Source organism: Aedoeadaptatus acetigenes (assembly GCF_025566985.1).
GTDB classification, from domain to species: domain Bacteria; phylum Bacillota; class Clostridia; order Tissierellales; family Peptoniphilaceae; genus Aedoeadaptatus; species Aedoeadaptatus acetigenes.
In genome coordinates, this window is the sequence record NZ_JAOQJD010000012.1 from 38,505 (window position 1) to 51,697 (window position 13,193).

At 47.0% G+C, this 13,193-nt stretch carries 15 protein-coding genes and 1 riboswitch; of the genes, 13 read left to right on the forward strand and 2 right to left on the reverse strand.

What is annotated here, in order from left to right; all coding sequences use genetic code 11:
• Nucleotides 1–44 precede the first annotated feature (44 nt).
• Complete coding sequence (locus OCV31_RS07500; RefSeq protein ID WP_148473963.1) at nucleotides 45–716, reverse strand: Crp/Fnr family transcriptional regulator; 672 nt, start codon at nucleotides 714–716, stop codon at nucleotides 45–47.
• Between the two features lie 89 nt (nucleotides 717–805).
• Here OCV31_RS07500 and OCV31_RS07505 point away from each other — a divergent pair, with 89 nt between their 5' ends.
• The 6 genes from OCV31_RS07505 to arsB all read left to right on the forward strand — a co-directional run bounded on the left by OCV31_RS07505 (nucleotide 806) and on the right by arsB (nucleotide 3,696).
• Nucleotides 806–1,477, forward strand: coding sequence for a cupin domain-containing protein (locus tag OCV31_RS07505; protein ID WP_148473965.1), 672 nt, complete (start codon nucleotides 806–808; stop codon nucleotides 1,475–1,477).
• Nucleotides 1,478–1,492: 15 nt separating this feature from the next.
• A complete protein-coding gene (locus OCV31_RS07510) occupies nucleotides 1,493–1,594 on the forward strand; it encodes a ferredoxin (RefSeq protein WP_267303874.1) in 102 nt (33 codons plus the stop codon).
• Nucleotides 1,572–1,676: a ferredoxin gene (locus OCV31_RS07515; protein WP_267303875.1), complete on the forward strand. Its 105-nt coding sequence runs from the start codon at nucleotides 1,572–1,574 to the stop codon at nucleotides 1,674–1,676. Before OCV31_RS07510 ends, OCV31_RS07515 begins: the two co-directional genes overlap by 23 nt.
• A gap of 254 nt (nucleotides 1,677–1,930) precedes the next feature.
• Nucleotides 1,931–2,230 (forward strand): ArsR/SmtB family transcription factor, encoded by a 300-nt coding sequence (locus OCV31_RS07520; RefSeq protein WP_148473967.1) that lies wholly within the window; start codon nucleotides 1,931–1,933, stop codon nucleotides 2,228–2,230.
• Nucleotides 2,231–2,246: 16 nt separating this feature from the next.
• Nucleotides 2,247–2,654 carry an arsenate reductase ArsC gene (locus OCV31_RS07525; RefSeq protein WP_148473969.1) on the forward strand — a complete coding sequence of 136 codons (408 nt, stop codon included), beginning with the start codon at nucleotides 2,247–2,249 and terminating at the stop codon, nucleotides 2,652–2,654.
• A 1-nt stretch (nucleotide 2,655) separates the two neighbouring features.
• The gene (arsB, locus tag OCV31_RS07530; RefSeq protein ID WP_148473971.1) at nucleotides 2,656–3,696 is read left to right on the forward strand and encodes an ACR3 family arsenite efflux transporter; all 1,041 of its coding nucleotides are present in this window, start codon (nucleotides 2,656–2,658) and stop codon (nucleotides 3,694–3,696) included.
• 219 nt (nucleotides 3,697–3,915) lie between these two features.
• Here arsB and OCV31_RS07535 read toward each other — a convergent pair whose 3' ends face one another.
• Nucleotides 3,916–5,031 (reverse strand): hypothetical protein, encoded by a 1,116-nt coding sequence (locus OCV31_RS07535; protein ID WP_148473973.1) that lies wholly within the window; start codon nucleotides 5,029–5,031, stop codon nucleotides 3,916–3,918.
• Nucleotides 5,032–5,405: 374 nt separating this feature from the next.
• On the opposite strand from OCV31_RS07535, the gene abc-f reads away from it, so the two are divergent.
• The 7 genes from abc-f to OCV31_RS07570 all read left to right on the forward strand — a co-directional run bounded on the left by abc-f (nucleotide 5,406) and on the right by OCV31_RS07570 (nucleotide 13,123).
• Entirely contained in the window at nucleotides 5,406–7,010 is a 1,605-nt protein-coding gene (gene abc-f / locus OCV31_RS07540; RefSeq protein WP_148473975.1) for a ribosomal protection-like ABC-F family protein, read from the forward strand.
• Nucleotides 7,011–7,165: 155 nt separating this feature from the next.
• Nucleotides 7,166–7,405, forward strand: a complete 240-nt coding sequence (locus OCV31_RS07545; RefSeq protein WP_267303876.1) for a hypothetical protein — start codon at nucleotides 7,166–7,168, stop codon at nucleotides 7,403–7,405.
• Nucleotides 7,402–8,517, forward strand: a complete 1,116-nt coding sequence (locus tag OCV31_RS07550) for a hypothetical protein (RefSeq protein WP_267303877.1) — start codon at nucleotides 7,402–7,404, stop codon at nucleotides 8,515–8,517. Before OCV31_RS07545 ends, OCV31_RS07550 begins: the two co-directional genes overlap by 4 nt.
• A gap of 501 nt (nucleotides 8,518–9,018) precedes the next feature.
• Nucleotides 9,019–9,933, forward strand: coding sequence for a DMT family transporter (locus OCV31_RS07555; RefSeq protein WP_148473977.1), 915 nt, complete (start codon nucleotides 9,019–9,021; stop codon nucleotides 9,931–9,933).
• A 134-nt stretch (nucleotides 9,934–10,067) separates the two neighbouring features.
• Entirely contained in the window at nucleotides 10,068–11,318 is a 1,251-nt protein-coding gene (locus OCV31_RS07560) for a YkvI family membrane protein (RefSeq protein WP_148473979.1), read from the forward strand.
• Nucleotides 11,299–11,439 (forward strand): hypothetical protein, encoded by a 141-nt coding sequence (locus OCV31_RS07565; protein ID WP_267303878.1) that lies wholly within the window; start codon nucleotides 11,299–11,301, stop codon nucleotides 11,437–11,439. Before OCV31_RS07560 ends, OCV31_RS07565 begins: the two co-directional genes overlap by 20 nt.
• Before the next feature lie 43 nt (nucleotides 11,440–11,482).
• Nucleotides 11,483–11,593, forward strand: a riboswitch (FMN riboswitch).
• Nucleotides 11,594–11,737: 144 nt separating this feature from the next.
• A complete protein-coding gene (locus tag OCV31_RS07570) occupies nucleotides 11,738–13,123 on the forward strand; it encodes an MATE family efflux transporter (RefSeq protein ID WP_148473981.1) in 1,386 nt (461 codons plus the stop codon).
• The last annotated feature ends 70 nt before the right edge of the window (nucleotides 13,124–13,193 follow it).

Consider the following 13,193-nt stretch of genomic DNA (forward strand, 5'->3'; position numbering starts at 1 on the left):
ACCATCCCTTTTTTCGAGGGGCCATTAATCCCTCCCATCGCAACCTATTCATCCCGTGCGGCTTCATTCAAGATAAATTCATTTTTCCGAAACGTAATGAGTCCTTCCGCCTGCATTTTCGAAAGTTCATTGGACATGGCACTGCGGTTGACGGCGAGGTAATCGGCAAGCTGTTGCCGGTTAAAGGGGATGGTGAAGTGTGCGCTTTCGTGTTCCAAGGCTTGCTCGGAGAAATAAGACAGGAGCCTTTCCCTTAGAGATTTTGAAGCCGTATGCATCATGCGGGAAGACATGTTCAGATTTTTTTGAGCGGAAATGCGAAGCATATTCTGAATGATGCGGTTATGGTAGGCGCATCCTTTCTGACAGGTCGTCAAAACGTGTTTCATATTTAGAAAGACGATCTCAGTATCTTCGCAGGCCACGACATCGCACAGGAGCTCTTTTCCGGGAATGGCCGCGTAGTTTTCCGCAAAGACCTCTCCTTTGCCCACGTGCCCGAAAATAATGCTGTTTCCCCAATAGAGATTTACGACGATATTGGCGCTTCCGGATGTTACAAGTCCGAAGGCATCGACAGGCGATCCGGCTCGAAAGATGACGTCGTCCTTTTGAAATTTCCGCTCATAGGCGCCGAGGCAGAGGAGGAGCTCTTTTATTTCACTTTCGCTAATGCCGCGGAAAAGCTGCGTGTTTGCCAGAAAAAAAGTATTCATAAAAACCTCCGGTTTGTTGCCATAACAACATACGTGTTGTTGCGATTGTACTACAATACAAGTAGAAAAGCGAGGGAGGAGGAAAAATCATGAACGACTTGGAGATCAACGAAAAGAAAACCACCGGAAAAGTCTTTTCCATCGGGGAGGTGAATCCGCCGATTCCGGGATGCACCGTCTCAAAAGCCTTCGGAGGCGATAGTGGGATCACGTATTTTTCCCTGGCCGAGCATACCGACATCAGCGCGGAAATCTATCCCTATCATAAATTATTGATCGTGGCGGAGGGAAGCGTGGAGGTTTACGAAAACGACGGCTTTTCGCAAAAGCTGCGCGCCGGAGAATGCATCTTCACATGGACCGACGTCCCCGTGGGCATGCGAACGGAAGAAGGCAGTGTGTATACGGAAGTTTGTGTAGAAAAGGAGAGTAGGATGAACGAAATCATCAAAGCAGGAGAAGTTTTTAAGCTGGAAGACCTCGTTCCTTATGGGGGAGGAAAGATCGTCAACATGGACGTGGTGCACAATGACAAGATGAAGCTTGTGGTGATGGCTTTTGATGAAGGCACGGGCCTTTCGGAACACGCCGCCCCCGGCGAGGCAATCATCTTTGCTTTGGACGGCGAGGCCGTGATCGGATATGAAGGAAAAGATCATGCCATTCGCGCCGGCGAAAACTTTCACTTCGCGAAAGGTGGTCTGCACTCGGTAAAAGCGACGAAGAAGTTTAAGATGGCGCTTCTTCTTACCCTGGAATAATGAAAAGACGTTATTATGAAATATGGAGTCAATGAAAATTGCATCGGGTGCGGACTTTGCGCAGGGATTTGCCCGGAAGTATTTTCCATGACCGATGAACGTGGCCAAGGCCATTGAAACAGACGTACCTCTGGAATCGGAAGCGGCGGCAGCGGAAGCAAAGGATAGCTGCCCGGTAGGCGCCATAGAAGAAGCATAGAGAAGCCCGCACTGCGTCGAAAGATACGATCGTTCGTTTTCGTTGTTTCCGAATCGACGCCGGATGCGCTTAGGTAGTTTATTCAAAAGGATGAGAAAAGTTAGGTGAAATACCCTAACTTTTTTCATGGAATAAACGATTTTTATGGAGCGCGCAGGCCGAAACACATTGACAACCATCGATGTGCCTGATAAAATGTCGATAACATCGATAGGTATCGATCTTATGTTTCTGTTGCAAGGGGGAAAAATAAAATGAAGGATTCTTACGGGGATTACGTCCTCATGTTAAAAACCATTTCCGAAGAAACGCGCTTAAAAATAATCGACATGCTTTCCTGCGGCGAATTGTGCGCCTGCGATATTTTAGAAAAATTAAGTATTTCGCAGTCCACATTAAGTTATCATATGAATTTGTTGACAAAAAGCGGGCTTGTGGACGGACGAAAGGACGGACCCTGGATGAAATACACCTTGAATCAATCAAAAATATCTGAATTAAAAGCATTTCTCGCGATGATTACCACGGCAAAAACAGATTGTATCTGTAAATAAGAGGAGACGGTGATTTATGAAAAAGAAAGTTGCATTTGTCTGCGTGCATAATTCCTGCAGAAGCCAAATCGCTGAAGCCTTGGCCAAGAAATTAGGGGGCGATGTGCTGGAGGTGTATTCAGCCGGCACTGAAATAAAAGAGGAGATTAATCCGGATGCCCGGCGGTTGATGATGGCGATGTATGGTATCGACATGGAAAAAACGCAAAAATCCAAATTGATTCAAGCAATTCCGCCGGTGGATGAAGTGATTACCATGGGATGCAATGTCGTATGCCCGGTTTTGCCCTTTTCCTACAAAAGTGAGGATTGGGGCCTGGATGATCCTACGGGAAAAGGCGATGAAGCATTCATAAACGTGATCCGCAGGATCGAGGAAAAAGTGATTGAATTGATTGAAAGGGCCGAAGAGGAGGGGGAATAATATGACGGAAGAAAAAGAGATAAGCTTTTTCGAGCGAAATCTTACATTTTGGGTTTTACTATGCATGGTGATTGGGGTTTTCATCGGGAAATTTCTTCCGGTCATTCCGAACACATTGGCTCGATTCGAGTTTTACAATGTATCCATTCCCACGACGATCTTATTGTGGATCATGATTTATCCCATGATGCTAAAAATTAATTTTGCCGGCATCAAGGGAATTAAAGAGAATCCGAAAGGCTTGTTTATCACCTGGATTGCCAATTGGGTCATTAAGCCGCTATCCATGTATTTTATTTCCTATGCGTTCTTTTTTGGTGTTTACGGAAAAATCCTGCGCCCCGATTTAGCCACCGAATACCTGGCGGGTACCGTGTTGCTGGGTGCGGCCCCCTGTACTGCCATGGTCTTTGTATGGAGCAAGTTGACAAACGGGGACAGTGCGTACACCTTGGTTCAAGTAGCGTCCAATGATCTGATCATTCTCATTGCATATATACCGATTGTAAGTTTTCTGCTGAATATGAGCAATATCACCATTCCGTGGGAAACATTGTTTTTATCGGTTGTCCTATTCATCGTCGTGCCCCTGGTGGCGAGCATCGCCACGCGACGGTTTATTCTCTCGAGAAAAAGCGAAGCGTACTTAGAAAAAGAATTTATTCCTCGGTTTGATAAGTATACGATGGTCGGCTTATTGCTCACTTTAGTGATTATTTTCTCGTTTCAAGGGCATCACATCGCGGAGCAACCGATGAACATCCTACGCATCGCCGTCCCCCTCATCATTCAAACCTTATTTATCTTTGCCATAACCTTTGCCATGGCACATCTTGCGAAATTGCCTTACAGCATTGCGGCGCCCTGCGCCATGATCGGTGCTTCGAATTTCTTTGAACTTGCCGTCGCCGTGGCGATTTCCCTGTTCGGTTTATCGTCGGGGGCGACCTTAGCGACGGTGGTCGGCGTTCTGGTGGAGGTTCCCGTCATGTTGTTCTTGGTCAGAGTGGCCAATTCAATGGAAAGCAAATTTGCAGTTTAATCAAGTAAGGAATGCGGTTTTTTTATCATGACGAGAAAGAATGAAAGATGGGATTCAATGATTCGGCGGCAAAAGCGGCGATAAAGCAAAGCGCTTTACGCCCGTACACGGCAAGAAATGCTGCCGGTCTATGGATTTAAAAGAAATAAAACAAAACGCTCCGGATCGGCGTGAAGCTCAAATCCGGAGCGTTTTGTTTATATAAAGGAAAGGAGTGTGCTATTTATTTTCATCGGCACCGGATTCGGGGGATCCGATGAATTCTGCGCTTTTTGCAATGGCCGCCGCCATGTCGATGATCTTTTGTTTGTTCTTTTCATCACCTTTGTCGGCGTCTGTGTCGCTATCGATAAAGGTGAACATATCGAGAACGAGGTGTTGTTTCACTTTGTCTTCGGGAATCTCGATCACCACTTCATCTTTGATATTTTCTTGATTGAAGCGCATCGCCGCTTCATAGTCGGCGATTTTCATGACCTCGAATCCTTCTTCCTTGTAAGGATCCTCATTATTGACAAAGTGCTCATTGATGTAGGATTTGCCGTCACTTTCTTCAGGATTGTGCATGAAATCGCGAATCAATTCGATGCGGTAGACGACGGAGGGGTTTTCGGGGCTTTCGTATTTAAAGCGGACCACTAAGCCGTTGTCATCCACAAATTCTTCGACCTTGATTGCGCTGCTTTCAAAGGGAATTTCAAAGGGCCATTTCACCTGATGGGTGCCTGTGTAGGCCCCGTCGGAATAGTCCGGCTTGCCCTCATAGGCGCTGTCGTATTTCAGGCTGTTCAGAATCGTCTTTTCAATTTTGTCGAAAAGTTCTTTGTCGGGCTCCTGGCCATCCTCAAGCTGGCCGTTCGGCAAGATAATAAATTCGACGGTGTGGTAGCCGTTCAAATACTTATCCAGGCAAGTGACGTAGCAGTTATAGTTGCCGTCGCCTGTGGTTTTAAGCCATCGCATGCCCGAATCGGATTCCACCACGCTCTGGCTGTCGTCCACGGGTTCTTCTCCGTCGATGACAATTTCCTTATAGAACGAATCCTCTGCCGAGAGCTGTGCCTGGACGCTCCAGCTGTTGGTGCCGTCTAAATCGTCGCCTTTGGGATAGTAGCTGATATCTTCCGAGGTCGTGCCGAATTGATGATCCACCACTTCCCAATCCTCTTCGCTGCCGGGGAGATTAAAGGATACCTCCGTGCCGACGCGGTCGTTTCTGATTTTGAATTCGGTGACCTGATTTTTTCCGCTTTCGCAGGCGGAGAGTGCCAAGACCAGTGCCAAAACCAAAGCAATGGGCACAGCTCTTTTAAAAAATGGTAAACGCGTCTTCATGTGTCATCCTCCCTTCAAAGATCACTCTCTTTGCAGAATCAATAGGGGTGTCTTATAAGCTTAAACAAATTATATCGGCAAGTTCCTTTTACCACATCACACGAAAGTGTGAGGTGGAAAAAATCTGTTTGCAGAAACGAAAAAGTGCTTCTTTAAAGTACTTGGAAAGTTTCGATCTTGATTTATGATAGAACGATCGGATGAGGTGATGAGACGGCCGAATCTGTTTATTTTATGGCGATAGAGGCTTGATGTTTTTTTAATATGGGTATACAAAAAATAATATTTGGAGGTATAGAAAAATGATTAACACAAAGAGCACAAGAAACAGATAATAGAGGAAAGAAATCCTATCAAAAATCAAAGGAGGATTTATGATAAATATAAACAACTTAAGAAAGACATTGCCTGATAAACAACTACTTGAAATCAATAGCTTATCGATTAACGAGAAAGATAAGATTGCTCTGATCGGGGACAATGGCGCGGGTAAAACAACACTATTTCGACTTATTTTAGGGCTTGAAAAGGAATATACGGGGATAGTAAATGTCGATGGAGATTTGGACTATCTATTGAATGATGGTGTCGAAGACAAATATAGTTCCAATGAAATTTATTCTAAGGCAAAACTAAATATTGACGACAGGTATAGCCCGGGAGAATTTAGAAGATTACAGCTTTTCGATCTATTGTCTGATGATTTAAAGTTTCTCTTAATGGATGAGCCAACATCACATTTAGACATCGTGCAAAAAGAGAAACTAATAAAGAAATTAAATTCAAGAAAGATGGGATACCTGATCATTTCGCACGATCGTGACTTTATTAATAAAACCTGCAATAAGATTTTAGAATTATCAGATGGAAAGATTGAAGAGTATAATGGAGACTATCAATTTTACCTTGAAGAAAGAGAAAAAAGGCAAAAATTCAAAGAAAAAGAATATACAAACTATGTAAAAGAAAAAAGAAGGCTTGAAAACCTAGCAGTTAGTATCAAGGAACAGTCGTCAAAAGTTAGAACTACACCTAGAAGAATGGGAAATTCAGAAGCCAGACTTCATAAGATGGGCGGGCAGGAAAATAAGAAGAAACTTGACAAGCAAGTGAAGTCAGTAGAGGCAAGAATAAACCAACTTGAAGCGAAAGAAAGACCAAAGGAAGAAGAGGATATAAAGTTATCTGCACCGGAGATTAAACGGATTCACTCTAAAGTATTAATAAGGGCAGAAAATTTAAATAAAGTGTTTAATAAAAAAGTTCTATTTGAAAAGTCTGAATTTACAATAGAAAACAATTCCAAGGTGGCGCTTATTGGCGATAATGGCAGTGGGAAAACTACTCTTTTAAAAATGATTCTTAATAAAGAGAATATATGGGTGCATCCAAATCTTAATATAGGCTATTTTAGTCAGATGGATGAGACTTTAGAAGAAGACAATAGTATTTTAGAGAACGTACTAAATACAACCATCTACGATGAAACCTTGACGAGGATTGTGCTTGCAAGGCTGGGCTTTAGAAATAAAAATGTACATAAAACTATCGGGGTTTTAAGCGATGGAGAAAAAGCTAAAGTAAAAATAGTTAAAATTCTGACAGCTGATTTTAACTATCTAATTCTGGATGAGCCGACAAACTTTTTAGACATAAGAGCAATTGAAAGTTTAGAAAATCTATTGAAATCTTATGATAGACCATTTCTTTTCGTAACCCATGATGAAGAGTTTATAAATAACATAGCAAACAGTCTTTTAATCATTAAGGATGAAAGAATTACTGGTTTTAAAGGAAACTTACTACAATACAAAGAAAGAAAGAATAAATTCAATAAGAGTGATAATACGGACAAATTTTTGCGCGATTTTAGACTATCTACTATCAATTCTAGATTGGCAATGGATATATCCAAAACTGAGAGAGAAAAGTTGGAAGAAGAATATAAAAAACTTCTTAAAAAACAAGATGAATCTTGAAATAATAAATCACGAATCTACTGGCGCACTCTTCAAGTCAACATAATCGTAAGCATGTTGCTTTCTCGATTATGTTTTACATAAGATGTATTTCAAATGGCTCTTTATATTATAATAAAGTCAAGCAGATACCTTTTACTGAAGTGAGGGATAGTATGAAAAGATATTCAAAGGTTCTCATTCTTTTAATGGCCCTTCTCCTCGCAGGCTGCGCCAATCACTCTGTCGAGTCCGGAAAGGATAGCGCCAATCGCGGCAATGGGGCGGCCAATGACGGCGTTTCAAAGGCAGTGGCCAAATTAAAACCCGTGGAGGGTGCGACGATCGGCTCCATGTCTTCCTATGTGGAAGATCCGAAGACGCAGCTCAAGCCAACAAGCAGATCGACGACATGATGAACGCCATGAAGGCCACCTACGCCAAGTATGAAAAGGAGATGGAAGGCAACGATCTTGGAATCTATGCCGCTTTTTCCGCCTATCAAGACGAGGATGTGCTAAGCGTCATGATCGAAACTTCCGATCTTTGGGAACAAGGGCCGGCCCATTACACCGTGTTTAATTTCTCCCTTCTCGACGGCAAGTTCATCGACGACGATGCCCTTATGAAGCATTTCGGCGTGGCGAAGGGCGAGCTGTTGGGACTCATCGAAAACAGCTTGGTCGAAGCGCAGGCTAAAGAAACGAGCATTTATTATCGAGATAGCACCGATTCGTCCTATTTCTACAATCCGAACCACTACACCGGTTTGGTGCTAAACAATCTCTGGGACAAAGGCGAGGCTCCGGATCAACGGATCTATATCGACGAAGTGGGCGCGCCTATGTTTGTCTGCGCCCAATCCATCGACCCGGACGCGGGACTGTGCCCGCCCCTTTTAAAACTGAGGGCCGACAAATTTGACGCAGATCCCATATCCGATGTTTATGTAAGAATGGCGAGAAAACTCGGCGTCGATCCGGCCGATGAAAACCACAAGGCCTTCATCATCCACCTGGGTGCCGCCTTTGACGAAGGGAGCTTGAAAGAGACCTTGGCGAAACTACACGCTTGGACAGGCGTGTTCACCAATTGGGAAGATCCGAACATGCTTCTTTCCGTGAAAGAGAGCGAGGGCGGCGACAGGCCCTATCTCAATGGAGAGGAATGCTACCTGGTGATTCCCAAGTACAAGAACGCCTCTGTTTGCCTCAAAGAACTTGCGATTTCAGAGGGCGGAAAGCTGAAGGAAGAGGACAATCCCTCCTTTGATACCCTTGGAACCACCGGCATCACCTTTATTTGCCAAAACATCAGCGACATTGCCCCAAACGGCAAGATCACCATTCGCTACAGAGACGATATCACGGCATTTTCTCCCTCCATCAGCTTGAAGGACGGAAGCATGATGCTTCCCGATAAAGTCACCGACGCGGAGGCCATTCTCCATTGGAAAGATCTCGTGGAAAAAGACGGCTATTCCAATATGATGTTTGAACGCTTCATGTCCGTTATGGGCAAGGGCTAAGAATGCCTCGGGCATGAGAAAAGGCGGCGATTGATGAAAAAGCAAATGCGTAAGAAAAAGAAGTTGCTTCTTTTGTGCATCCTGCTGTGCTTTCCCGTTCCATGGAGCGGCGAAGAGGGCGTTGTGTCCTCTTATCGCGCCCTTTTGTATTCCTATACGAGGTATCGCGTGTTGAAAAGCTACCTATTCTACGACCGGCGAATTTTCCATCTTTCCCTTTAATTTCTTGTAGGAATTCGGCCGGCAGAGCGCATTTTTATTCCTGCGTTCCTTTGTGGTATGATAATGGCATTAGACGAAGTGTGGTCGAAGAGGGAAAGAGGCCTTTTGTTGAAGCCACGGCTTGGGAATGAACGTGAAAAAAGAGAAATAAATGAAAAAAACCTCGACATGGTAATTTTTCCCCGGTCGGGGTTTTTGATTCGCCAAAGGGCATTCACTGCCCGGGATTCCCTTTCGGGCAGGGGAATTGTAAAGAAGAGAGAAGTTGCGGAGGACAAGTTGTTAGCAAAAAAGAGAAATGCGATTTTATTAAGTATTCTTGCCATGCTCCTTTGGGGGAGCGCCATTCCCTTAATAAAATGCACCTTTACGGAGTTGGGCATCGGCCAAGGGGATGCGGGGCTAAAAATCTTGGTGGCGGGGATCCGGTTTTTACTGGCCGGTTTTTTGACTCTCATCTATTTTAAGGTGAGCGAAAAGGGGCGGCGGATCGCCTTTAAGGAAGTCAATTGGAAATTCGTCGTGATCCTGGCTTTGATTCAAACGTCCTTGCAATACATTTTCTATTACATCGGCCTTTCTCACGTGGCCGGCGTGAAATCGTCGATTATCCAATCCACCAATGCCTTTCTCGTCGTATTAATTTCGGCGATCTTGATCCCGAACGAAAAGGTGAACCCGAATATTCTCATCGCCCTCCTATTAGGGACTGCAGGCATCATTATTTCCAATGGCCCGGCGGAGAACACCGGCGGCGTGCGCTTTGTCGGGGAAGGCTTTGTGCTCATCGCCACCACCCTAAACGCCTTGGCCTCGGTGATGATTCGAAAGTACGGAAAGGGCGTAAATTCCTTTATCCTTACGTCCTTTCAATTTATGATCGGTGCCGTGGTGCTCATCCTCCTGGGGCTCGCCATCGCCGGCAGGCCCTTGGCCCTGACGCCGAAAGCTTGCCTCATGATTTTATACGGCTCCTTTATCTCGGCGACCTCCTTTTCCATTTGGACTTCGGTGCTGCAACACTACCACGCCAATGAATTCGGCGTCTACAAACTGTTTATACCGATCTTCGGTTCCCTCCTGTCGGTCCTCGTATTGGACGAAGCATTTACCCTAAACATGGCCGTGGGCCTGGCTTTGGTCCTCTTCGGCTCCTTTATACTAAACAAGAAAAAAATAAGTTTCGGAAAGTAGAAAAAATCGGAAAACCGGCGTCGACGATGAAGCGGACGTCGGTTTTTTTGTCACGTAAGCGGGCGATTTTGATGGAGAGGGATTTTATGATAAACTATTTAAGTTAAGTAATGGCATTTCACAAAGGAGAATGAATGAATAAAAAAACACTAAGCATTATTTTCGCCTACGTCGGCGTCCTCACCGGAGCCGGCCTGGCCAGCGGGCAGGAGCTCATGCAGTATTTTCTGTCCTTCGGCCTTCCCGGGATCTACGGCATCGCCGCGGTGGGCGTGCTGCACGTGGTGGTGGGCGGCATTGTGCTTCAATTAGGCAGCCACTTCGTCGCCGAAAGCCACATCGACGTGTTGGACGAAGTCACCTCCACCGCCGTGACGAAATTCATGGACTACGCTCTTATCGTCAATTGCTTTTTAATGGGCTTTGTTATGATTGCCGGCGCCGGATCGAATCTGGAGCAACAATTCGGCCTGGCGCCCTGGATCGGTTCCCTTCTGTGCACGGCCCTCATCGTCGTCGTGGGCATGTTGGATTTCGATAAAGTGGCCAAAATCATCGGAGCCTTCACGCCCTTGGTCCTGGTCTTTACCTTGATCGGCGCGGTCTACACCATGGTCAAGGCGAGCCCGGACGTGGCGCTTTTAGACAGCTTGGGCAAAACTCTGCCACCGGCGCTTCCCAACCTCCCCCTCTCCACCATCAATTACTTCGGCCTCTGCATGATCAGCGGCATTTCCATGGCCTTTGTCTTAGGGGGCAGCAAAACCGACCCGGCCGAAGCGCGCATCGGCGGCATGATCGGCGGCGCCCTCGTGGCCATTCTTACGGGCCTCGTCGGCGTGACGCTCTTTCTCGCCTTGGGAATCGTAAAAGATGCGGACATTCCCATGCAGACCGTTTTAGACAGCGTGCATCCCGCCATGGGCCTCGCCATGTCCATCATCATCTTCGGCATGATCTTTAACACGGGCATGTCCCTTTTTTACTCCGCCGCCAGGCGCTTTTCCGCCACAGAAGGCACCTTTAAGCGCAATCTGATTCTCTTTACCTTGGCGGGCTTCGGCCTGTCCTTCTTGGGATTTAAAAAATTAATGGCGATTCTCTATCCGATATTGGGCTATTTGGGATTGATCCTGATCCTGATTTTAATCGCCGCCTGGATTCGGGAGCGGAGCGAAATCAAATCCGAGATAAAAAAGAGAAAGAAAATCAACCGCCTCACGAGAAAGAAATTGGACGACGACGAAGAGTTTACGAAAAAAGACAAAGAAAAACTGGAAAAACTCGCCGAAGCCTCGATTATCGACGATGAAAAAATCAAAGACGCCGTGGAAGAAGAAGTGGCTGAGGAATTGGAAGAAGAAAATGACGAACAGACAGATTGACCTGAAAAGGAATGGAATCGAGCAGGCGGCTTTCGCGCGTTTGCTCGATTTTTCTGCGTCTGACGCCGCATTTATGGCGATTTTGTCGGATAAGCGCCAGAAAAAACAAAAAATTACATGAAATCATTGACCGCGTCATAAAATAGTGATAGATTAAAGATGAAAGTTTTCTTCGGAAACGAATGTATTCTACTGGCGGTAAAAGCCCGCGAGCGCATAGCTGATTCGGTGCAAGTCCGAAGCCAACAGTCTGGTCTGGAAGGGAGAAGGAGGCTTTTCGGCTTGTTGCCGGATGCCCTTTCCCTTCGTCTTCCGAAAAAAGCATCCGGTGTAAGAAATTCCCTTGGGGAGGCTCATGTCGCCGGATGTTTTTATTTGCGGCAAACTTCCCGAGAGTGAAAAGCGAAAAAGGAAGGTGCATGGTGAAAAAGACGCAAACCGTCGACAGCCCTTTGGCGACGGAGCCGATCTCGAAGCTCCTTATCCGCTACTCGGTGCCGACGACCCTGACCCTTATGGTCAATTACCTTTATAATATCGTCGATCAAATCTTTGTGGGCCGGGGTGCGGGAATCACCGGCATGGCGGCGGTAAACGTGGCCTTTCCCGTCGCCATCCTCGTCAACGCCGTCGCCCTTATGCTCGGCGACGGCTGCGCCGCCAACGTCAGCCTGTGCTTGGGGCGAAAAGATCAAGATACGGCGGATCGCATCTTCGGCCACGGTGTCACCTGGATCATCGTGAGCGGCCTCGTCATGGCCATCATCGGCACCCTGTTCGCGCCGCGGATCGTGCGACTTTTCGGCACCACGGACACGGCCTACGACGAATCCCTCGCCTACCTCAGGACCATCGCCGTCGGCTTTCCCTTTCAACTCATCTGCCCCGCCTTTACTGCCATGATTCGGGCCGACGGTTCGCCGAAATACACGATGAAATGCATGATGGCCGGCGCCGCCATCAATATCATCCTCGATCCGATTTTTATCTTCGGCTTGCATATGGGCGTCGTCGGTGCGGGGATCGCCACGGTCATCGGCGAAGTCGTCGCAGGAAGCCTGTGCCTTCTCTACCTGCGCCGGCTCAAGACCGTGTGCCTCACAAGGGATGCCCTGCGCCCGACGAGAGCCTTGACCCTTCGGATAGTAAAGCTGGGCTTCCCAAGTTTTCTGACACAGGTATTGACCGCATTGGTGCAAATTGTGCTCAACAATCTTATGCGCATCTACGGCGCCGCCACGATCTACGGCAGCGACATGGCCCTCTCCGTTTACGGCATGATGATGAAAGTTTACCAAATTGCCCACGCCATGTTCGTCGGCGTCTCCTCTGCCATTCAGCCCATCAACGGCTACAATTTCGGGGCGAAAAACTACGGGCGGGTACACCATACCTACCGCATGGCCACGACCATCGCCCTGGTCATCTCCGCTTGCTGGTGCGCAGTCTACCTGCTGCTTCCTCGGCAGATCGCCGCGCTCTTTGTCTCCGACAATCCCCTTTACCGGGATTGCGCGGCCCACTTCTTTAGGCTCTACATGATGGCCTTCTTCCTCTACGGCATCCACATGACCACAGCCTCCTTCTTTCAGGGTATCGGAAAGCCCCTCCGCTCCCTGGCGATTCCTCTGGTGCGTCAGGGCGTCCTCCTGATTCCCCTGGCACTCGCGCTCTCCGCCACCTACGGATTGGACGGCGCCCTTTACGCCGTGCCCATTGCAGACAGCCTCACCTGCCTTCTGTGCGTCATCATGGCCCGGGCGGAATTTCGCGGGTGGAAAAAGCGGGGATGGATCGAGGAATGATGGAATAAGGATTTTTAAAAGCAGAAAAATTGCGTGGCAGATAAGGAATGAAAAGAAAAATGATACGACC